Origin of the sequence: Deinococcus alpinitundrae (assembly GCF_009982895.1) — a bacterium.
Classification (GTDB): Bacteria; Deinococcota; Deinococci; order Deinococcales; family Deinococcaceae; genus Deinococcus; species Deinococcus alpinitundrae.
Genome location: NZ_WXZL01000004.1, coordinates 70,172 through 90,788, shown reverse-complemented (window position 1 = coordinate 90,788; position 20,617 = coordinate 70,172). Strand labels below are relative to the sequence as shown.

Annotated in this window: 22 protein-coding genes and 1 tRNA gene; 8 read left to right on the top strand and 15 right to left on the bottom strand. The window is 63.5% G+C overall.

Going from position 1 to position 20,617, the window contains the following annotated elements:
• Positions 1–123: 123 nt before the first annotated feature.
• From typA to GUI70_RS04820, 3 genes are all read left to right on the top strand, one after another.
• Complete coding sequence (gene typA, locus GUI70_RS04830; RefSeq protein WP_161881176.1) at positions 124–1,905, top strand: translational GTPase TypA; 1,782 nt, start codon at positions 124–126, stop codon at positions 1,903–1,905.
• A 294-nt stretch (positions 1,906–2,199) separates the two neighbouring features.
• Entirely contained in the window at positions 2,200–3,204 is a 1,005-nt protein-coding gene (locus GUI70_RS04825; protein ID WP_161881175.1) for a threo-3-hydroxy-L-aspartate ammonia-lyase, read from the top strand.
• Entirely contained in the window at positions 3,201–3,596 is a 396-nt protein-coding gene (locus GUI70_RS04820) for a RidA family protein (protein WP_161881174.1), read from the top strand. Before GUI70_RS04825 ends, GUI70_RS04820 begins: the two co-directional genes overlap by 4 nt.
• 193 nt (positions 3,597–3,789) lie before the next feature.
• Here GUI70_RS04820 and GUI70_RS04815 read toward each other — a convergent pair whose 3' ends face one another.
• Positions 3,790–4,521 carry a tail fiber domain-containing protein gene (locus tag GUI70_RS04815; RefSeq protein WP_161881173.1) on the bottom strand — a complete coding sequence of 244 codons (732 nt, stop codon included), beginning with the start codon at positions 4,519–4,521 and terminating at the stop codon, positions 3,790–3,792.
• A 438-nt stretch (positions 4,522–4,959) separates the two neighbouring features.
• Positions 4,960–5,703, bottom strand: coding sequence for a hypothetical protein (locus tag GUI70_RS04810; RefSeq protein WP_161881172.1), 744 nt, complete (start codon positions 5,701–5,703; stop codon positions 4,960–4,962).
• 104 nt (positions 5,704–5,807) lie between these two features.
• On the opposite strand from GUI70_RS04810, the gene GUI70_RS04805 reads away from it, so the two are divergent.
• Together GUI70_RS04805 and GUI70_RS04800 are read left to right on the top strand one after the other, a co-directional pair.
• The gene (locus GUI70_RS04805) at positions 5,808–6,089 is read left to right on the top strand and encodes a hypothetical protein (RefSeq protein WP_161881171.1); all 282 of its coding nucleotides are present in this window, start codon (positions 5,808–5,810) and stop codon (positions 6,087–6,089) included.
• A 408-nt stretch (positions 6,090–6,497) separates the two neighbouring features.
• Positions 6,498–6,574 (top strand) — tRNA-Arg (locus tag GUI70_RS04800).
• A gap of 75 nt (positions 6,575–6,649) precedes the next feature.
• On the opposite strand, the gene GUI70_RS04795 is transcribed toward GUI70_RS04800, so the two are convergent.
• From GUI70_RS04795 to GUI70_RS04750, 10 genes are all read right to left on the bottom strand, one after another.
• A complete protein-coding gene (locus GUI70_RS04795) occupies positions 6,650–7,984 on the bottom strand; it encodes a tyrosine-type recombinase/integrase (RefSeq protein WP_237724701.1) in 1,335 nt (444 codons plus the stop codon).
• Between the two features lie 2 nt (positions 7,985–7,986).
• The gene (locus GUI70_RS04790) at positions 7,987–8,214 is read right to left on the bottom strand and encodes a helix-turn-helix domain-containing protein (protein WP_161881169.1); all 228 of its coding nucleotides are present in this window, start codon (positions 8,212–8,214) and stop codon (positions 7,987–7,989) included.
• Positions 8,215–8,275: 61 nt separating this feature from the next.
• The gene (locus tag GUI70_RS04785; RefSeq protein ID WP_161881168.1) at positions 8,276–8,719 is read right to left on the bottom strand and encodes a hypothetical protein; all 444 of its coding nucleotides are present in this window, start codon (positions 8,717–8,719) and stop codon (positions 8,276–8,278) included.
• A complete protein-coding gene (locus GUI70_RS04780) occupies positions 8,716–8,916 on the bottom strand; it encodes a hypothetical protein (protein ID WP_161881167.1) in 201 nt (66 codons plus the stop codon). The genes GUI70_RS04785 and GUI70_RS04780 overlap by 4 nt, the downstream gene beginning before the upstream one ends.
• The gene (locus tag GUI70_RS04775) at positions 8,913–9,191 is read right to left on the bottom strand and encodes a hypothetical protein (protein ID WP_161881166.1); all 279 of its coding nucleotides are present in this window, start codon (positions 9,189–9,191) and stop codon (positions 8,913–8,915) included. The genes GUI70_RS04780 and GUI70_RS04775 overlap by 4 nt, the downstream gene beginning before the upstream one ends.
• Entirely contained in the window at positions 9,184–9,819 is a 636-nt protein-coding gene (locus tag GUI70_RS04770; protein ID WP_161881165.1) for a hypothetical protein, read from the bottom strand. Before GUI70_RS04770 ends, GUI70_RS04775 begins: the two co-directional genes overlap by 8 nt.
• The gene (locus GUI70_RS04765; RefSeq protein ID WP_161881164.1) at positions 9,816–9,989 is read right to left on the bottom strand and encodes a hypothetical protein; all 174 of its coding nucleotides are present in this window, start codon (positions 9,987–9,989) and stop codon (positions 9,816–9,818) included. Before GUI70_RS04765 ends, GUI70_RS04770 begins: the two co-directional genes overlap by 4 nt.
• Before the next feature lie 57 nt (positions 9,990–10,046).
• On the bottom strand, positions 10,047–10,262 hold the full coding sequence (locus GUI70_RS04760; RefSeq protein ID WP_161881163.1) for a helix-turn-helix domain-containing protein: 216 nt from the start codon (positions 10,260–10,262) through the stop codon (positions 10,047–10,049).
• Positions 10,252–11,208 (bottom strand): hypothetical protein, encoded by a 957-nt coding sequence (locus GUI70_RS04755; protein WP_161881162.1) that lies wholly within the window; start codon positions 11,206–11,208, stop codon positions 10,252–10,254. Before GUI70_RS04755 ends, GUI70_RS04760 begins: the two co-directional genes overlap by 11 nt.
• Before the next feature lie 433 nt (positions 11,209–11,641).
• Positions 11,642–12,292 carry a hypothetical protein gene (locus GUI70_RS04750; protein ID WP_161881161.1) on the bottom strand — a complete coding sequence of 217 codons (651 nt, stop codon included), beginning with the start codon at positions 12,290–12,292 and terminating at the stop codon, positions 11,642–11,644.
• A 442-nt stretch (positions 12,293–12,734) separates the two neighbouring features.
• Here GUI70_RS04750 and GUI70_RS04745 point away from each other — a divergent pair, with 442 nt between their 5' ends.
• The 3 genes from GUI70_RS04745 to GUI70_RS04735 all read left to right on the top strand — a co-directional run bounded on the left by GUI70_RS04745 (position 12,735) and on the right by GUI70_RS04735 (position 15,239).
• The gene (locus GUI70_RS04745) at positions 12,735–13,205 is read left to right on the top strand and encodes an SHOCT domain-containing protein (protein ID WP_161881160.1); all 471 of its coding nucleotides are present in this window, start codon (positions 12,735–12,737) and stop codon (positions 13,203–13,205) included.
• A gap of 76 nt (positions 13,206–13,281) precedes the next feature.
• Complete coding sequence (locus tag GUI70_RS04740) at positions 13,282–13,953, top strand: response regulator transcription factor (RefSeq protein ID WP_161881159.1); 672 nt, start codon at positions 13,282–13,284, stop codon at positions 13,951–13,953.
• On the top strand, positions 13,953–15,239 hold the full coding sequence (locus GUI70_RS04735) for a sensor histidine kinase (protein ID WP_161881158.1): 1,287 nt from the start codon (positions 13,953–13,955) through the stop codon (positions 15,237–15,239). The genes GUI70_RS04740 and GUI70_RS04735 overlap by 1 nt, the downstream gene beginning before the upstream one ends.
• Positions 15,240–15,270: 31 nt before the next feature.
• On the opposite strand, the gene GUI70_RS04730 is transcribed toward GUI70_RS04735, so the two are convergent.
• The 3 genes from GUI70_RS04730 to GUI70_RS04720 all read right to left on the bottom strand — a co-directional run bounded on the left by GUI70_RS04730 (position 15,271) and on the right by GUI70_RS04720 (position 20,510).
• Entirely contained in the window at positions 15,271–16,443 is a 1,173-nt protein-coding gene (locus GUI70_RS04730) for a trans-sulfuration enzyme family protein (RefSeq protein WP_161881157.1), read from the bottom strand.
• 116 nt (positions 16,444–16,559) lie between these two features.
• Complete coding sequence (locus tag GUI70_RS04725) at positions 16,560–17,336, bottom strand: nitroreductase family protein (protein WP_161881156.1); 777 nt, start codon at positions 17,334–17,336, stop codon at positions 16,560–16,562.
• A gap of 81 nt (positions 17,337–17,417) precedes the next feature.
• Positions 17,418–20,510: a DEAD/DEAH box helicase gene (locus tag GUI70_RS04720; protein WP_161881155.1), complete on the bottom strand. Its 3,093-nt coding sequence runs from the start codon at positions 20,508–20,510 to the stop codon at positions 17,418–17,420.
• Positions 20,511–20,617 lie beyond the last annotated feature (107 nt).

Genomic DNA, 20,617 nt, shown 5'->3' with positions numbered 1-20,617 from the left:
GGCTCATGATCTGTTAGAATCCACGTTTGGACGGCCCGCCACGGCGAGTAGTAGCAAGTGTGCGGGCGTTTTTGTGGCCTCCTTCCCGAGTGGGGGAGCGGCCCCAGCAAGGAGAGAACGCACATGGAATACCGCAACATCGCGATTATCGCGCACGTCGATCACGGCAAGACCACCCTGGTGGACGGCCTTCTCAAGCAGACACTCAAGCTCAAGCACGGTGAGGAAATCGCCGAGCGGGCGATGGACTCCAACGATCTCGAAAAAGAGCGTGGCATCACCATTCTGGCCAAGAACACGGCGGTCGAGTACAAGGGCGTCAAGATCAATATCGTGGACACCCCCGGCCACGCCGATTTCGGCGGTGAGGTCGAGCGCGTGCTGGGCATGGTCGACGGCGCACTGGTGCTGGTGGACGCGGCCGAAGGCCCGATGCCCCAGACCCGCTTCGTGCTGAGAAAGGCCATCGAGCTGGGCCTGAAGATCGTGGTTGTCATCAACAAGATCGACCGCCAGGACGCCCGTATCGAGGAGGTCGTCAACCTGACCTTCGATCTGATGGCCGAACTCGGTGCGAACGACGACCAGCTCGATTTCCCGATCCTGTACGCCGTGGCCCGTGAAGGCAAAGCCTATAAGGACCTCGACAGCCCCCAGGACGACATGCACGAGCTGTTCGAGATGGTGCTGGAGTACATTCCCGCGCCGCCGGTCAAGCTCGACGAGCCGTTCCAGATGCTGGTGACCAACCTCGACTACTCCGAGTACCTGGGCCGCATCGTGCTGGGCCGGGTGCAGCGTGGACAGGTCAAGAAGGGTGAGTATGTGCAGCTGATGCACAAAGACGGCACCATGACCAAGTCGCGTATCGTCCAGCCATTCACCCACCTGGGGCTTAACCGCATCGAGGCCGACGTGGTGGGCGCGGGCGACATCGTGGCGCTGGCTGGAATCGAGGACGCCCAGATCGGCGAGACGGTGGCCGATCTGGCCGATCCCGAGGCCCTGCCCATCATCACGGTGGACGAGCCGACGGTCAGCATGACCTTCCAGCCCAACAACGGCCCCTTTGCCGGGCGCGAGGGCAAGTACGTCACGTCACGCCACCTCAACGACCGCCTCAAGCGCGAGGTCATGACCAACGTGTCGCTCAAGGTCGAGGAGCTGCGCCCCGACGAGTTCGTGGTCAGCGGACGCGGCGAGCTTCATCTCTCGATTCTGCTCGAAACCATGCGCCGCGAGGGCTACGAGCTTCAGGTCGGCGCGCCGCAGGTGATTACCCGGATGGTCGACGGTGAGAAATCCGAGCCGATTGAGCATCTGGTCGTGGACGTGCCCGAGTACCACTCCAGCACCGTCATCGGCGCGATCACCAGCCGCAAGGGCCAGCTCGTGAACATGGAGCCGCAGGGCACGCGTACCCGCGTGGAGTTCAAGATTCCCAGCCGCGCCCTGTTCGGCTTCCGCACCCAGTTTCTTTCGATGACCCAGGGCGAGGGCATCATGAGCCACATCTTCGACGGCTACGCGCCCTGGGCCGGGGAACTCAAGACCCGCCAGAACGGCTCCCTGGTGGCGATGGAAGCGGGCAGCTCGTTTGCCTACTCGATCTGGAAGCTCCAGGACCGGGGCAGCTTCTTCATCGTGCCGGCCACCGAGGTCTACGTGGGCATGATCGTGGGTGAGAACGCCCGCGAGAACGACATGAACGTCAACGTGACCAAGAACAAGAAGTTGACCAACGTCCGAAGCAGCGGCGCGGACGATGCCCTGTCGCTCACGCCGATCAAGAAGCTGACCCTGGAAGACGCTCTGGAGTACATCGGCGACGACGAACTCGTCGAGATCACCCCGCAGAGCATTCGCCTGCGCAAGAAGATTCTCGACCCCAGCTTCCGCAAGTAAGCGGCCACCCACACCAAACGCCGGGGCTCTGATGCTCCGGCGTTGTGCTGCCGCCCAGCTTGCAGGGGGAGCTGGACTTGCCGCATGACCGAAGTCGTCTTGTCGGTTGTAGGCGTCGCGCGGCGGGCGAACGGCTGAACGGCTCAGCAGCATCAGCGGAGCACACCCCAGCTCCTTTGAGCACCTGCGCTGGCTGGGGTGGTGAATTCTCCCGATGCTCTAGCATGCTCGGGAGCAAAACCCACCCTCCGCCCCACGCTGCGAACAGCCGCGGCGCGTTCAAGGAGCTTTGACATGAGCCAGCCTTCTTCCGTTCCCAGGACGTTTTCCTTCGACGAGATCGTGCAGGCGCACGCCCGGCTCGCCGACGCGGTGCACCGCACCCCGGTGCTGACCTCTGCCACCGCCGACCGACGCGTCGGCGCGCAGCTCTTTTTCAAGTGCGAGAACTTTCAGCGTATGGGGGCCTTCAAATTTCGTGGCGCTTACAACGCTCTGGCGCAGTTCACGCCTCAGCAGCGCCGCCGGGGCGTGGTGACCTTTTCTTCGGGCAACCACGCCCAGGGCATCGCGCTGTCGGCCCAGTTGCTCGGCATGCCCGCTGTGATCGTGATGCCCACCGACGCGCCCGCCATCAAGGTGGCCGCCACGCGTGGGTACGGCGCGGAAGTTGTCTGCTACGACCGCTACACCGAGGACCGCGAGGCGATCGGGCGGCAGCTGGCCGAGGAGCGCGGCCTGACCCTGATTCCGCCGTACGACCACCCGCACGTCATGGCCGGGCAAGGCACCGCCGCCAAGGAACTCTTCGAGGACGTGGGTGCCCTCGACACGCTGCTGGTGCCACTGGGCGGCGGCGGCCTGCTCTCCGGCTGCGCGACGGTGGCCCGCGCCATGCACCCGGCGTGCCGCGTCATCGGGGTCGAACCTGAGACCGGCAACGACGGCCAGCGCAGTTTTCGCAGCGGCCAGATCGTACATATCGACACGCCCAAAACCATTGCCGACGGCGCACAGACCCAGCACTTGGGCCAGCACACCTTTCCGGTGATTCAGCGCTCGGTCGACGACATTTTGACAGTCAGCGACGCCGAACTCGTCGAGGCGATGAAGTTCTTCGCCGGCCGTATGAAGATGATCGTGGAGCCGACCGGTTGCCTGGCCGCCGCGCTGGCCTTCAGGGGTCAGCTCGACCTCAGCGGTCAGCGGGTGGGTGTGCTGCTGTCCGGCGGGAACGTGGATCTGGCCCGCTTCGCCGCGCTTGTCCAGGAGTCGGCTCTTCAGGAGACGCAGCCGTGAGCGAGGTGCAGCTCATTCAGGCTGAAGCGCTGGGCAAGCCCGGCGGTCACTACAGCCACGCGGCCAGTGCGGGCGGATTGGTGTTCATCTCCGGCCAGTTGCCGATCACCGCACAGGGCCACAAACTCAGCGGCGAACGCTTCGAGGTGCAGGCGGCCCAGGTGCTGAGCAATCTGGATGAAGTCCTCGCCGCCTGCGGGTGCGGGCGCACCGATCTGGTGCAGGTGCGGGTGTACCTGCTCAGCGTTGAGGACTGGCCGCGCTTCAATACGCTCTATGCCGAGTGGATCGGCGAGCACCGCCCGGCCCGCTGCGTGGTGCCGGTGCCGGCGCTTCATTACGGTCTGGCCCTGGAAATCGAAGCGGTGGCTCACGCCAGAAGAGAGGCGTAAAGCGGATAGAAGTGGCGTTGGCTGGGTGCTTTCCCAGCCAACGCCACTGTCTTGGGCACGGTGGCCCCCATGGTGAGCAGCACCTGTGTCGGGCCACTCCTCTTCTGCGGAGCTCTGCAAGTCCCGTGTGGGCCCTGCCCGCTCCTGCTCGCTTTGCTCGCACGTCAAAGGGAAAATCTTTGGCTCAAATGCGCTAGTCGTTCGTCAGGGCGTCCAGGCGCGCTTCGAGGGCATCAAGCCGGGATCGCAGCGCCGCGTTCTCGGCTTCGAGCTTCTGGTTGAGGCCCTGCACCGCCGCCAGCGCCACACCCTGGGCGTCCACCGAGTTGATGGATTTGTCGTCGCCTCCATTGAGGCCGAAGGCCGCCTCGAAGTCCTGGGCCATCGGACCGATATGCTGCACAGCACTGGTGTCGTCTTTGTAATTCCAGCGGCTGATCGGCAGCTTCGAGACCAGTTGCAAGACCCTGGCCGGGTTGATGGCGTGGAAGTTGGTTTTGGCTGCGCGGTCACTGCGGTTGTTAAAACCCTTGGCGCTCACGATGCCGTTGCTGTTGTTGAGCTGGATATTGGTCTGGAGATTGGGCGTGATCAAGCTGACGGTGCCGTTGCTGGCCACCTCGAATTCGTGTTCACCGCCGTTGGGGCCAAACATCTTGATGAACGGTCCATTTCCGGCCTGGGTGACGATCATGGCCGCGTCTGAACTTCCGGCCTTGGTGTTGCCGAGTACCGCCGCGATGCCGCCCGCGTCGTTGTAGGCCTGCAGGGTGGCATTGGGAATCCGGGTCCCCGAACTGGTCAGCACGAATGGAGCGTCGGCGTTCTGGGCCAGGCCGAGCGTGACACCCAGCGCAGTGGTCAGGGCCACGCCCTTGAAAAAAGACTTGCTGCGCTCGACGCTGGGGGAAGGCTGCTTGTTCATGCGGATGCTCCTTTGAGAATCACGAAATTCTCGGATGCTGCAGGCAAGGGGCCGGAGACGAGGAGGGCCCGTGCCCACCGACCGGATTCTCCGGACGCTGCTGCCAACTGAGGCGAGTTGAGGGCAGCCGGGGCGGGTGGGGGCGGCCAAAAGACGTTTCGGGTTATGTCCTCCTGAAGGGGGCGCTCAAGCCTGGACTTGAGGGAGAAGCGAAGAGGTTAACGACACCGCCAAAGTAAGTCTGGGCCTGTCCCGATGTCTTGAGGCTGCTCTTGTCCTGGGAACTGGGACAGGGTTCCCGGTGAATAGACAAAGCGGCCACGGACTGGTAAGTACCGCTGGCCGCTGAGTGGGTTGGCTGTGGAGTGGCTTGGCCTTTGTTCAGGCGCTTGGGTGGGTTTCGGCTGCGTCTGCTCGTTGTCCTTCCTGCCACTCAGGCTATTTCTTGCAGCTCAAATCCACCCGGAAGCTGGGGTCGGGGACGGTGAAGCCCACTCCTTTGGCCGACGAATCGACTTTCTTCACGACTTCGAACAGGAATTTGCTGGGCGGGTTGGCCTGCAACTGGGCCAGGGTCATGGAATCGTCCGGGTCGATGATGAACTGATGCACTGTGCCGACGCCCTGCGGCAACTTGGTATAGACCTTGTCCTGCCAGGCCGAGCGAGCAGCGCTGCCCATGCTGCTGCCGTCGGGGAACGACAGGTTGATGGCGTTGTTGTAATCGATGCCGTTTTCGGACATCTTCAGGGTCTGGGTGGTGCCGTTCTTGACTTCCACCGTCACGCCCCAGGCCGGACGGTCGCCCCGGCCCGAATTGACCGTCGGCTGAACCTTGGTCACCCGCATACGCCACACGCCGTCAAAGAGCCATTCGTTCAGGCAGCCTGACACGCTGGCCTTCTGATTGGCACCGCCCGCGCCGTTGTTGGGCGTGGCTGCTGTGGTCGTGCTGGGCGCGGTGGCCACCGCCTTGCCACCCGTCAGACTGGTCACGCCGCTGCCGGTGCTGACCTGAATGCCCAGGCTGGAAAGGGCGCTCAGCGGCACGTAGGTCTTGCCGCCCACGACCACGGTCTTGTCGGCGGAGACATTGCCGTTGAGAATCAGGGTCTGGGCCGAGGCGGGCGCGAGGAGGCCGAGGGTGAGCGCTGCTGCCAGGAGAGTTCGGGTTCTAGTCATGGATCACACCATAAAAAATCAGGCGTCAAATGGGCGTTACAGAACATCGAAGGTCTGGCCTGTCTGGGCTTCGGATGCGCCCACCTGCCGCGTAAGCTTCTTACATGTCCAAAGTCGTGCTGCTCGTTCAAGGTGTACTGGTTGAGGGCGAACTGCTCAGCGGGGAGGAGGCCGGGCGGGTGGTGGACGCCCTGCCACAGCTCGGTGAGGTCATCGTGCTGAAGAATGTCAAGCTGCTCAGCGGCGGCCTCAGCCGCAGTCTGGACGTGATGTGCATTCCGCGTGCCAATGTGGGCGGCTGCGGCCTGCACGGCAAAGGCGGCGACACCTTATCGACCCTGCGTGATCTGGAAGAACTCGACGCCATGCGCCAGCTCGGCTGGTAAAGGAGTTCGAGTGCGAAGAGGCATAAAAAAATCCGCCTCGCGGGCGGCTTTTGTCGTTTGACTTATAGGAAAAGTATAGCGCGGTATACAGCCGGAGTCAAGAACCATGCACTGAACCGTGGACGAAAGGCCGCAGAGGCGCTCCTAGTCCCAGAGAAGATGTCGATCTGCTGGCGTCGGGAACGGGAAACTTCCTCATGTTGGAGTAGCTGGCTGCGTCGCGACGCCCCCAACGCAAGGTTCGCCGACCTCCCGAGAATACTGGTGTGGCCCTGCTTTTCCTCCGGATTGCGTTTCAGCCCTGCGCTGAAATCTGAAGGCCCATCCGCTCTCCGCCAAGTGGAGGCGGTGAGAAAATGCTCTATACTGCGCCGCGCAGGATTTTGCATCAGCCTAACCCTGTCTTCGGCACTCGTAGCTCAGTCGGATAGAGCGGCCCCCTCCTAAGGGGCAGGCCACTGGTTCGATTCCAGTCGAGTGCACCACGTCCAGCACAGTGAAAACCCCTACTTGACCGGTAGGGGTTTTGTGCATTTGGCGTAGCTTTGGCGTAACTGGGTTTAATTCAGTATCGCTACAGCGCTAGGCAGCACGGGTAGCACTGGGAACAGGTCCACCACTGTTGCCCTCAGCTCATCATCCAGAACATGCCGGTAAACGGTGAGCGTGATTCCAGGGCTACCGTGTCCAAGATTTTTCGACACCACTTCTACAGGTACACGCTGACGAAGTGCCAGGGTTGCGTAAGTGTGCCGCAGATCATGGGGGGAAATGTCGGGTAGACGTTCACCTGCCAGCACCGCTGCTTTGAGGCTGGCCCACAAGTCACGGGGTACGCGAGTCCAAACACTGCCCCTTCCGTCCTGAGTGGCCCGTGTCGGCTCTGTCCAGCTCAGCACGGCGTTCAGAGCGCGGTTCAAGTTGTCGGGGTGTGTCCACTCTCCCAGCGCTGTAGCGAACACCACACCGCCTTCCTGCCACGCTAGGCCAGCCATTGCCCGTTCAGCGTTCTGAGCGGTTCTGTGTCGCCTGAGAAGGGCTGTCACGCTTGCGGGCAGGTGCAGCTCTCGCCTTGAGTTTGTGGTTTTGGGATTTCCGGTCACGATGCCTTGAACGTCCATCACGCGGGTCTGCCGGATACGCAGTGTTCCCCGCTCTAGGTCAATGTCTGCCCACTTCAGGCCCATCACTTCGCCGCGCCGTAGGCCCATGCCCAGTGAAACGAACAGGGCGGGCCAAAGGCGGCACAGGCCCGCGTCATACAGCACTGAGCCGATGGTGTGCAGTCGCGCCGCTTGATCGGGGTTGAGCGCCTTGACCGACGCCGTTTCATTCACGCTGATCTTAGGCAGCTTTACGCCGTCCATCGGATTCACGTAAATGATCTGATCGGCTACCGCTTCCCTAAACAGTGAACGAAGGCGAGTCAGGGTGCGGCCTAACGTGCTTCTGGACATGCGCGTGCCGTTTCGCATCTCACGGGCAGCAAGAAGGGTCACGGTGTCCTTGAGATGATGCGGGCGCACGTCTTGAAGGCGCGTAGAGCCGATGTGTTCCAGGGCGTAGCCCAATTCTTGCCCGTACTTCTTAGCAGTGCGTGTGGTCACGTCATGCTGACGGCGTAGCCAGCGGGCCGCGAAGTCTGCCACTGTCACCCGGTCAGGCTCTCCGATCAAGCCGCGTGAATAGTCCGTCAGGGCGGCACTTTTGGCGGCTTCCGCTTTCCCTTTCGTCTCGGCATAGCCTGAACGCGAGATACGTGAGCCGCTTGAGCGGTAGCCCAGATTGATTTCCCAACGCCATTTCTTGCCGACCTGCCGCACTGTTCCCTCACCGTTGCCGCGTTTCGCCTTGCGCGGCGTGGGTGTGTCTTTCAAAACTGCTTTGCGTGGCATGGTCAGTCCTCCGTGTAAGCCAGAATGTCAGCGACGCTGTAGCGCTGGCCTGTGAGGGTGTACAGCGCGTCCAGAATGGCGGCAAGGTGTTCTAGCTCCACTCGGTTACGTTGCCCGTGATAGAGGGCATGAATGGCAGCGGGGCGCACGCCTGAAGCTTCTGCAAGTTGCCTCTGCTTCAGTCTGTGCCGCCCCATTATTTCGCTTAGCCGTATCTCTATTTCTCCCATGCGGGTATTCTATGCGCTGTCGCTCGCCGGAATGCGGATAGTGTCAACCGTGGTTTACACGCTAGAGGACATGGGCGACGATCTCCAAATAACGCAAGATGGCTAGTTCCCAGCGGGTGCTAGTCGTCTCGTGCGCTGTCAGGTCAGGGCGGGCCGCTAGTTCATCCCAGACGGCAAATCCCGCTGCAAGGTAGCCTGCTGTCTCTGGCGGCGCGGGCGGCCATACATCATCTTGTTTTAACTCCCAATTCCAGCGCTCAAACCAGCCCATCACTTCAATCTCGCCAGCAAGCTCTGCAACGTCTGGAAACGTTGACTCAATTCGATCAGTGAGCGCCTTATCTTCCCTCAAGGTTTTGAACATCTCGCGCATGGTGGCTATGTCCTGTGCATTCCACATCTGGCCTATTCGATCTTCCTTTAGGCGATTGTGTTCAGCCCTGATTTCTCTCTTAGCCTGTGCTGCCCCTTCCAAGTCACGCACCCTAGCCAGTCGTCCACTCATGAGCGGTCAAGCCTACGCATCACCCGCGCTTGCAGGTCTAGTGATTGCTTTAAGCTGTCCAGCACGGCTAGGACAAGTTCAGCCGGGGCGGGCTGACCGGATTCAAGTTCGAGCGAGTTAAGACGCTGTGCTAGCGCGGCGTCTCGCTTCATCTTGGCTCCCACCGCCTTGCGTTCCTCACGAGTGAGCAGCTTCATGGTTTACCCTCTTCCAGCGCTGTGATGCGGGCTTCCAGCTCGGAGACTTCCACAAGCCGGGTATAAGCGGCGGCGCACTGGCTGACGGCGTGAACACCTCTGAGGGCTGTAGCGTGATCCCGTGCTTTCAAGCTGCGCTCAGCGCGTTTCAGTGCGGCCCACAGCACGCGCCGGGCATCTTCCAGGCTTCCCAGTTCTGAAGCTGCGCCCCGTCTGTCAGCGGGGGAGAGCGCCGCGCCGCTCGCTGCCCCCCCCCGGTCACTCTGCTTAGGCATTCTCCGAGACGTGGGCGAGGTTTGCCGGACGGTTCAGCGGCTTGAGACTCAGGGCGGACGGTTCGCTCAGTTCCGGGTCGATTTCTCGCAGGAACGCTTGCCCGCTCAAACGCTCAGGAGAGGGTACGTAGGTTAGGCGGGTGGAGATATAGGGATTGACCCCGTGAAGGCTCTCTACGTTGAGGATAAGGGCAGCCCTGAGCCTTGAGTGGGCTTGTGCATAACTGTCTTCCAGCGCGGCAAGTTCTCTAACGCCTCTCCTTACTGCCGCATCAGTCTGTACGGCAATGACGTTGTGAGCCTCTTTTACCTCTCGCATCATCTGGAAGGCGGCGCGGCCTTCTGCTAAGAGGTCAAGAGAAAGCGCGGCGGCTTCCAACTCTTCCAGTAAAGCGCGGGCATCGGCTACGTCTTGCCTATGTTGGTCGAGTAGCCCCCGTGCGGCTTGAGTGCGGGTCTGTGCCTTGACTACTGCCTCAAAGGTTGCCGTACCACTGCGAGACTCGCGGCGCGTGGCTATGAGGGCTGAGTCCTGAGCGGCGGCGTTCGCTTCTAGAGTGGCGTTGTCTGATTCGAGTGCGGCTAGGTCAGCAAGCGCACGCTCAAGCTGTTCTGGAATTGTCATCATTTCTTCCCCTTCGCGTCTGCTTTTTCGGCTTCCCCCCACGTCTCAGACACACCTTGCACGGCGCGGCGCTGATACTGGATTTCTGGGCGGGTGAACTGGTGCTGCTCCTCTTCCTCCAGCAAGGCGGCAAAGCTCTTCTCTAGCTTCTGGTCTGTCTCTGATGTGTCCATGTCGTTACCCTGCCTTCACTGGCGACGTGTTGCCGCGTTTCGAGCCGCTTGAGCCGATTACAGAGCGCGTTCCCAATCCAGCGCAAGGCCAAAGCGGGCCGCGAAGTCCGCCAGATCAGCGGACGGGATAAGTCGAGCGCCTTTTCGTCCTGACGGCTGAACGTAGGGCAGCACGCCGCGCTCTAGCCAGCCCTTCACCGTCCGTTCTGCAAGGTTCAGCACTTGCGCGGCTTGATTCAGCTTCAGCAAGGAAGGAACGCCGTCAGGAAGCACGCTGCCCGCCTTGCTCTGGAAGATAGGTATAAGTGCGGGGTTTCCCCCTGCCTAGTTGCCGCGCCTCCTGAATATCGCTTTCCAGCACTTTAAGCACGCCCCTCACGGCTTGAAGCGCTGCCCTGTCTTTGATGTTGCCGCTTTCCGCTGCCAGTTGGACTAGCTGTGAGTGGGTGATGGTCACACCCCGACGTGAGGTCAAAAACGAGTGAACGGCTGACCTGGCCTTGTCGGTTCCTGACTCTTTAACTGACTCGTTTACTGGCAGAGTTTTAGGGCTGCGTAACACGTAGTCACTACGGAGGCGAGGGAGACGCCTGCCCAAGCCGATACCAGCGCGGGCAGTGAGGTAAGTTTCGAGGCCGTCAAGCTTCATTCTTTGCAAAGCGTCAAGCCCCCAAAGGGCTAAATCTTCGGGCAGGAAGCGGGTCAGGCGGGCATCTCCTGGTTTGGCCAAATAATCAAAATCGTCAAGGTCGTAAACATCTGTTCGCCTGATGCCAGCGCCTTTTATAGCGGCTGAGGACGTGACCACGTGAGCGTGTGTTCGCCCGTCCCTCCCCCTTTCGACTGTCCAGGTTCCCATAAGGCAAGCCGTAGCCAGCCAGCCGCGCACAGTCGCATGTGCTTCAGCCGCTAGAACGACTGAGTAGAGGTCTAGGTTATCCAGCTCCGATAAATCCAGCGTCCACATGCTCAGGCTTCCATACTGGCTAGCAAGCCAGCGAATACGCTGAATGGTCGCTTTGGCTGCTCTGAGACGCTTCTTTGGAGTATCTGCTGCAATGTCGGGCAGGAAGCCGTGAAGTGCGATGTAAGCTCTAAGCAGCGGGTAGCGACTGGCTGGCAGGGTAGCCAGAAGCTCACGGCGGTAAATGTCGGCGCGGCGATACTTGGGCGAGAGTGATTGATAGGGCAGCCGCTTCTTAAGTTGTAAAGCGCCCATCTCACGGCTTCACCCAGCAGGCGGGCAGGGCTTGAAGGGTTGTAAGAGCTAAGGCTAAAGTGGCGGTGTCGTTAGCAGCCGCGCCCCTTGTCAGGCGCGGCACTTTAGTTCACCGTCCGAGGCTCAAGCCATGATAGAAGCACTTCGCGGGCGTCCTCACGTCTTGCCAGTTCCCAGAGGTTCACATTTTCAGATGCAGCGTGGGCCATAACCCTTTCAAAGTCAGCCCGGTGAACTAACCGCTTTGGGCCTGTACCGACCCGACCCGCTATCACATGCGGCAACAGTTCAGCCAGCCGGGTAGCCAAGTCCCGCCCTAAAGAAAACTCCCGCCTAATGTTTTGAACGCCTATCAGAATCTGATTTTGTGTCATGCCGTGATCTTGGACGAACGCAGCACGAAAAAAGAGGACAGTTCACTGTGAGCGGTAAATTAAGTTTTCCGGGGTGCATATCCTCGTTTGCCACTTCGTAAGGGCAAGCCCAGCACTGAGGCGGCACGCTCTAGCGCCTTTTTCACAGTGTCATAACTGCTTAGGTACCCTTCGTCTTGCTCTGAAATGGCCTTAGCCGTCAAGCTGCCGCACTGGTACAGCACCAGCCAGCGAAGCGCGTTCGGATTCAGAGCTTTAGGCTCTTGCCAGCCGTGAAACCTGCGAAGCTCAGCAGTCCGTTTCAGCTTCTTTCTGTCAGTGGGATAGCGTTCTAGATAGGGTCTAGGGTCTGTGTAAACGCTGCCCAGGCTCATTACTGGCCTCATGCTGTGGCTTTGAGCTTCTAGCTCTTGGCCGTGCTTGTGCCAAAAGTTTAGAGTGGCGAGGGCGTAACGTTCGCAAAATGGCGCGGTCAGGTTCCAGCGCTCTTGCCATGCACGAACAGCGGCGGGAAGGGGTAGTCCGTTTGTTTCCACTTGAAGATCGCGCCACACTTCCGGCATAGCTTCAGAAATAGCCCGCATGAATTGAAACTCAAAGCTAGCCCTTACTTGGCCCGGTGAGCGCAGTTCAAAAGCTTTTCCCGTGTTAGTGGGGATATGGCCCGCTTTGCGGTCTAGGTCTTCAGCTTCTTTCCACGAGTCCGGCACAACTGAGTTTATCAGTTTACTTCTGCCAGTTTCTACCGTCTACGTCGGCAAAAACCATCCGCTAGTTTTGGCGTAGCTTTGGCGTAACGGGGCGCGGATTTCCCTTAGAAGTGGGCAGAAGCTACCAGAAGCTCATGGAAGCTAAAAGAGAAAAGATGCTGTGCTAGACGCCGAGAAGAGAATCCGGGCAGAATGTCTTAGAAGCGCTTAGAAGGGCTGATACGTCCTCCTAAGGGGCAGGCCACTGGTTCGATTCCAGTCGAGTGCACCACGTCCAGCACAGCGAAAACCCCTTACCGTAGCGGTGGGTTTTTTTGCTCTTCGTGCCCGCCGCGTTCACACGCCGTTCACACGCCCTCCCCGCGCCGTTCATGCCCCTGGAACTAGCTTGTATTCAGGCAAGGCGGGGACCGATTTTCCCGCCGCCACAGGAGAACCCAACATGGACGTTATCATCAACAACCCAGCCAGCCAGCCCCAGTTCGCTCAGCCCCAGGTGCAGTACGCGCCCCTCACCCAGACGCCTTCCGGCTACGGCCCCGGTTACGGCGAATACCAGGGGCACCACGGCGGCCCCGGCTTCCTGCTGCCGCTACTGCTGATCGGCGGGTTTCTCTTCTTCCGTGGCCGCAACAAGCGCCGCCGGATGATGCAGCGCTGGCAGATGGCGGGCGGCCCGGCCACGCCCCAGGACCCCCACGCGGCTCCCGACTTCGTGGACGACATCCGCGAGAACTTCAGGCGCGGGCGGCAGCGCTTCATGAATGACGGTGCGCTGGGCATTGCCCGTGAGCGCTACGCCAGAGGTGAGATCAACGCCGACGAGTACCAGGCCCTCGTGAAAGCGCTGACCGGCGAGCATGGGCCAGGCCGCGTCAACATCGGCAAAGACACTCCGCCGGACATCATCTGATGTGTGAGACGCGCCCGGCGTGCTTGGGCGCGTTTTTTGTTCATGGTCCACCCCTGGCCCCCATACTGAGGCGAGCATGTCCGTCACTATTCTGATCGTAGAAGACGAGGTTCGCCTCGGCGACATCCTGGAGCAGTACCTGCGCCGCGAGGGTTACCACGTCGAGCGGGCCATGACCGGGCCGCGCGCGCTGGAACTGTGGCGGGCGGCGCGTCCGGCGCTGATGCTCCTCGATCTGATGCTGCCGGGGCTGGACGGCCTGGAAGTGGCGCGGCGGGTGCGGGCCGAGTCCGCCTTGCCGATCATCATGCTGACGGCTCGTGACGAGGAGGTGGACCGGCTCGTCGGCCTGGGGATCGGGGCCGACGACTACGTGGTCAAGCCCTACAGCCCGCGCGAGGTGGTGGCGCGCGTGCGGGCGGTGCTGCGCCGCAGCCAGCATGCCGCGCCCACTTCCGGCACCCTGCACGTCGGCGCGCTGACCATCGACACCGCCGCCTTTGAGGCCCGCTGCGGCGAGCAGATCTTGGACCTGACGGTGGCCGAGTTGCGTCTGCTCGCGGCGCTGGCCCAGGCGGCGGGTGCGGTCAGGTCGCGCGCGGAACTGCTGGCGGCGCTGGGGGGCCTGGAGCGCGGCACCGACGAACGCACTGTGGACGCCCACGTCAAGAACCTGCGGCGCAAGCTCGGCCCTTGCGGCGAGCATCTGGACACGGTGCGCGGCGTCGGCTACCGGCTGAAGAGCTGATGGCCCGCCGCCCGGATGCCGCCCGGCGCAGGCAGCGGCTGGAGCAGTGGTTCAGAGACGAGCAGGCTGCCGGGTGGCAGCAGCGACTTCGTCAGGGCAAACGCCGGAATGTAGGCCTGCGGGGGCGTTTGACCCGGGTGTTCGCCCTGCTGGCGCTGTTCGCCGTGATCCTGACCTCGGTGCTGACGGTGGGCGCGGCGGTGCGGACCATCAACAAGGTCGCGCCCGAACTCGGGCTGAGCGGTCTGCCCGCCTTACCGCGCACTTTCGATTTCCAGAAGGGCGACACCGACCCGGCCCCGCTCAGTCCGCAGGAAACCACCGATGCGCGGCGCTGGCGCGAGATAGGCCGGGCGGCGGGAGCCGAGTTGCGCCGCAGCGCCCTGACGGCAGCGCTGATCAGCTTCGTGGTCGCCTTTATCGCGGCGGCCACCGTTACCCGCCAGATCACCCGGCCCCTCTCACGGCTGGCCGACGCGGCGCTGCGGCTGGAAGCGGGCGAGCGGGGCGTGCAACTGCCGGTGCCGCGCCGCTTGGACGAGGTGCGCGACCTTACCCTGACCTTCAACACCCTGACTGTCGGCCTGGCCCGTCAGGAAGCCTGGCGCAGAAGCCTGATGGCCGACATCGCCCACGATTTGCGCACCCCGCTCGCGGTGCTCAGATCCGAAATCGAGGCGATGCAAGACGGCGTGAACCGGGCCGACGACGCCGGACTCGCCCGGCTGCACGGTGAGGTGCTGCTGCTGGCCCGGCTGGTCACCGATCTGCGCACCCTTAGCCTGGCTGAGAGCGGCGCAATGGATTTTCACTTGGTCACGCTCGACGCCGCCGAACTGCTGCGGTCAGTCATCGTTTCGTTTGCGCGCCAGGCCGGGGAGGTCGGCGTGCGGCTCGCGCTCGACGCGCCCCAGCCGGTGCCGGTTCACGCCGACCCGGACCGGCTGACCCAGGTGCTACACAACCTGATTGGCAACGCGCTGCGCTACGCCGCGCCGGGTGAGGTCATGCTCAGCTCCCGGCAAGAAGGCCAGTGGGCGGTGCTGCAAGTCCGCGATCACGGCCCCGGGTTCCGTCCCGATGATCTCTCTCGCGCCTTCGAGCGCTTCTTCCGTGCCGACGCCAGCCGCAGCCGTGACCCTGCCGGTCAGCGCAGCAGCGGCCTGGGTCTGGCGATTGCCCGCGCCCTTACCGAAGCGCAGGGCGGGCAGATCGAGGCGCGCAACCATCCGCAGGGCGGGGCCGAGTTTACGGTGCGGCTGCCGGGCAGGGAGAGTGACGGGTAAGCGACTTGGCCGCGCCGGTTCCAAAAACTGCCTACCCCAGCGCGCCCTCGATGTCGCTCAGAATGTCGTTCACGTCCTCGATGCCGATCGAGATGCGCAGTAGGCCCGGCGTGATGCCCAATCGGCGGCGCTCGGCCTCGCTCAGCGCCCGGTGCGAGGTGCCCCAGGGCCACGACAGGGTGCTCTGCACGTCGGCCAGGCTGGGAGCCAGCGGAATTTTCCCGGCCAGTGCCTTGACGAAGCCCGGCGCGTCGTCGATGTCGGCGCTGAGCATGCCGCCGAAGCCGTGTGGGAAGAGTTCGGCAGCGCGCACGAACTGCGGGTGGCTGCTCAGGCCCGGATGGTAGACCCGGCTGACACGTGGGTGGTTGGCCAGCACATCGGCCACCGCCTGGGCGTTGCCGGAGTGCGCCCGCATCCGAAGGCCCAGGGTTTTGAGGCCCTGCATGGTCATCCAGGCGTCGAAGGCGCTGATGGTGCCGCCCAGCCGCAGCAGCCGGGTGCGGGCCAGGGCAATCAGATCGGCCCGCCCGCAGGCGACGCCGCCGAAAGCCGTGCTGTGGCCGCTGAGGTACTTGCTGACCGAGTGCGTCACCAGATCGGCGCCGTGATCGGCGGGCCGAAAAACGGCGGGGCTGGCGAAGGTATTGTCCACGCTCAGCACCGCGCCGTGGCGGTGGGCGAGTTCAGCCAGCGCGGGCACGTCCGGTACCGTCAGCAGCGGGTTGGTCAGGCTTTCCACGTGAATGACCTTGGTGTTGGCCTTGATGGCGGCCTGCACCTCGTCAAGGTTGCAGGCGTCCACGAAGCTGGTTTCGATACCCAGACGCGGAAATTCCTCTTGTAGCAGCGCGTAGCTGACCCCGTACACGCGCGCGTCGGTGATGATGTGGTCGCCCGCTTTGAGCACGCCCAGCAGCGCTGCCGAAATGGCCGCCATGCCGCTGCCTGCCACCAGCGCGGCCTCGGTGTTCTCCAGAATGGCCAGCGCCCGCTCCAGCGTGCCCGCGTTGGGTGTGCCGTTGCGGTAGTAGAAGCTGCTGGGTTTCTGGCCGCTCATGCTCTCTTCCAGCGCGTCCAGATCGGGATAAGCGTAGACCGTCGACTGGTAGATCGGTTCGGCCAGCGGCGTGGAGGCGTTGGGGCGGGCTTCCTCGCCGGAGCGGGCGGCCAGGGTGATCAGGTCGTAGTCGGAATGGGTCACTCGCTTAAGCTAGCGCCTCTGACCTGAGTGTTGGGTTGCTGCCGAGAAAGGCGGTGCACCGCCGCGTCTCTGAGCGGAAAGATGCTCACCAGTTCAGTTCATCGCGAAGGTCTGGCTTACTCCCTGGCCCACAGCTTCTGCGCCTTCAATACGTCTCGCAGCGCCACCTCGCGTTTCTCCATGCTGCCGCCCTCGCCAAAGTAGGCGTTGAGCAGCCTGGCCCAGTCGCCTTCTTTGCCGGGCCTTGCGGCGATCGGGTTCATCTGCTCGGTGGCGGCTTCGAGTTCGCCCGCCGTACCGTCGTGGTAGATATTTTCGTGAATGACCAGCTTGCGCGGCAGTCGGGGGCGGTGCGGGGTGTCCTCGGCGCTCAGGCCAATCGTCAGTGCGGCAAACGGCAAGACTCTTTCTGGTAGCTTCAGCAGCGCCACGATCTCGGCCAGGTTGTTCATCACCCCGCCGATCCAGCAGCCCTGGTAGCCCAGCATCTCGGCGGCGGTCAGCATGTTCTGGCCCGCCAGCACCGCGTCCCCGATGCCGAAGTGAATGTCGATGGCGGGCGACTTCCCCGGCGTGTATCCGGCCACCTCGATCAATTGGCGTACCCGCCGGGTGTCCGAGCAAATCACGAAGCTCTCGGAAGCCGAGGCGATGTGGACATTGGTGGTCAGTTCGGCCACTTTTGCTTTGGTGTCGCCGGTCAGCCGCACGAACGAGTAGAGCTGGGCGGTGGCGTCGGTGGGTGCGCGCTGGGCGGCGTACAGAATGGTGTCCAGGTGATCGGCGGGCATGTCGAATGGCTGGTACTGGCGCACGGTGCGGTGGGCGTCGAAAAACGCGCGGACCTGCTCGGGTGCCTGGGCGCGGGTGGGTGGGGGAGCGGTCTGGGTCATGCCGAGGAGTCTACGGGGTGTCGATCCCCATTCAGGGTAGGCCCCACTTCACTGTCGCCAGGACCTCGGGTGAGGCGCTGCTCACTCCGGCGAATCCTCCTCGACTCCATCCGCGTCTTGCAGCGGGGCGAACAGGTTGTCGAGGTCCCTGGTGCTGAGCTGCCCCGCGTCGCTCAGGCCCGCGCCGAGGATGCCCTGCGAGAGCGCGGCCTTGCGCGACTGCATCTCCAGGATGCGCTCCTCGACGCTGCCCGCCGCAATCAGCTTGTACACGAACACGGGCTTGTCCTGCCCGATGCGGTAGGCCCGGTCGGTGGCCTGGTTTTCGGCCGCCGGGTTCCACCAGGGGTCGTAGTGGATGACTGTGTCGGCCGCCGTCAGGTTCAGGCCCACCCCGCCCGCCTTGAGGCTGATCAAAAACACCGCTTTCTCGCCGCCCTGAAACGACTCGATCTGCGCGGTGCGGTTCTTGGTCTGCCCGGTCAGCTTGGCGTAGGGGATGCTCAGCTCGGTCAGGGTGTCTTCCAGCAGGCCCAGCAAGCTGGCAAAGGCGCTGAAGATCAGCACCCGGCGGCCTTCCTCCACCATCTGCGGCAAATTGGCCCGCAGCCAGTCGAGTTTGGCATTGCTCCTGACCTTGCCCGCCGCGTCGAGCTTGACCAGCCTGGGGTCGGTGACGGCTTGGCGCAGCTTGAGCAGCGCGTCCAGCACGGCGATGGTGCTGCGCGAGAGGCCGCGCGCGGCGAGTTCCTCGCGCACCTTTTCCTGCATGGTCACCCGCACGGTCTCGTAGAGGTCGCGCTGGTCGTTTTCCAGCGAGAGGCGCACCGGAATCTCGGTTTTGGGCGGCAGTTCGCGGGCCACCTCGCTCTTCTCGCGCCTCAGGAGAAAGGGCCTGACGCGGGCGGCCAGCGCGGCGCGGCGGGCAAGGTCGCCTTGCTTCTCGACGGGCGTGCGGTAGAGCTGCCCGAAGACCTTCTCGGAGTAGAGCAGGCCTGGCATCAGGAAGTTGAACTGCGACCACAGCTCGCCCAGGTGGTTTTCCAGCGGCGTGCCGGTCAGACACAGGCGGTGACGCGCCTTCAGACTGCCCGCTGCCTTGGTCGCCGCCGTGCGGGCATTCTTGATGTTTTGCGCCTCGTCCAGAATGATCAGGTGGTACTCGTGCTGGCCCAGGGCGTCCACGTCGCGCGGCAGCAGCGGGTAAGTGCTCAGCACCAAATCGAAGTCGGGAATGCGCTCAAAGTCGGCCTTGCGCTGCGGGCCGTGCAGGGTCAGCACCCTCAGCTGAGGCGCAAAGCGGGCGGCCTCGCTGCGCCAGTTGCCCAGCACCGAGGTCGGCGCGACGACCAGGCTGGGGCGGTCGGCGCGCCCCGCTGCCTTCTCGGTGAGGAGGTGGGCCAACGTTTGAATGGTCTTGCCCAGCCCCATGTCGTCGGCCAGGATGCCGCCCAGGTCGTACTCGCGCAGAAATTGCAGCCAGGCGAGGCCCTGGAGCTGGTAAGGTCGCAGCTCGGCTTGCAGGCCAGCAGGTGCATCAACCGGCGCGATGCCGGAGAAGTCGCGCAGCCGCCGCCCGAGGGCCAGGAGCTGCTCCGCGCCGACCCAGCGCCCTCTGAGCGCCTCTTCGAGCTGCGAGAGCCTTGCTGCGTCGAGCAGCGGCAGCCGCAGCGGCCCCGGCGGCAACTCGCGAAGATTCAGCTCGACCAGTACCCCCAGAATGGCCTTGACCCGGCCAGCTGGGAGCGGCAACCTCCGGCCATCCGGTAGGGCCGCGAACAGCAGTTCATCGTCGGGGAGCGCCGAGAGGGCCTCGCTGCTGAGCAGGTCGCTGCGGGTGGCGATCAGATCCACCAGAATCGGCAGCAGACTCAAGCGCTCGCCGCCCACGATGACGCCCAGATCGAGCGTGAACCAGCCGCCGTCTTGCTCGGTCTCGCCGTACCAATCCTCGATCTCGGCCAGGTGGTAGGGAAACCCGGGCAGGATCTCCACCCGGATGCCCTTCTCTTCCAGCAGGGGCATCTGTTCGCGCATGAAGCCGAGCCACTCGGCTTCGCTGGCCAGGCCCAGCACGCCCGCGTCGGCGCTGAACAGCAGCTTCTGGTTGGGCGGCAGCAACTTGCCCAGCTTCTTCAGCCCGGCGCGGGTCAGGGCCAGGGCGGAGCGGCGCTCGGCTGCCAGGTCGCGGGCCGAGACGGTCAGCCTGCCGCTGCCGTCCTCGCGCAGCTCGAAACGGGGCCGGGCCACTTGCCAGGGCACATCGCCGTAGAGGTGCAGCAGTTCGGCCACTCCCTGCGGCTGCTTGCTCGGCATCGGGCCGTAGGCGTGCTTGCGCTGGGCGGCGAGCGGACGGTAGCCCAGCCTCAGCACGGCCCGGTAAGGCTGCGCCGCCGGGCGGATCTCCACCGGGCGTGGTGCGGGCCACTGATTGCCGAGGCGCTCGCGGATGGCTGCTCCCAGCGCCCCGGCTTCCTGGGCGGCAACCGGGGGACTGCTCAGAAAGGCACTTTCCAGCTCGGCGGGCAGCGAGGTGACGATGCGGCCCAACTGCTGCTCGCGGCGGTACCAGGGCGGCTCCAGCGGCAGCACCTGCGCGCCTGCCGGAAGCTGCTGCACGGGCCGCTGCACGCCTTCGCTGTCGAATTGCCAGCCGAGCGTGTCGGTCAGCGCCGGGCCAGGCGTGAGGATGTGCAGACCCTCTTCCCACAAGAGCCGCCCGCTGGCCAGCAACGTGTCCAGAATGACGCTGCCCAATGGCGTATCGTCCAGAAACAGCGCTTCCTCGCTGCCGATCAAACCGCTCACGGCGCTGCTGGCCAGTAGGCGCAGGGCGGCGTGGTCGCGCCGGGCATAGATCGGCAAATCACGGGCGCTGCCGGAGAGGTCGTACCTGAGGGCGTAGGGCAACTTGAAGACGCTGCCCAGCCGGTAGTCCGTACCCTCGCGCACCGCCCGTCGCACCTGCACGGCCAGCACCGAGCGGCCCCGACGGTGCGGGTGCAGCCGCAGCACGAACACCAGCGTCTGACGCTCAGCATTGTCCGCGTCGTTCAGGCGCTGCCCGGTCTGCTCCAGCCAGCGCAGCAAGCTGCTGGGCAGCAGTGCGCCCTGCACAGAGACCGGGAGCCGTGAAGGGCTGAGAGCTTGAGCAGAAGCGGACCGGGAGAGCATCCGGCCAGTATCGCGTACAGCACGGCTCCTCACCAAACTCTGGAAGTGTTAAGGTGGTCATTAACTTCGCTCCCAAGCTGTTTTGTCCGCCGCACTCCGCTTTCACC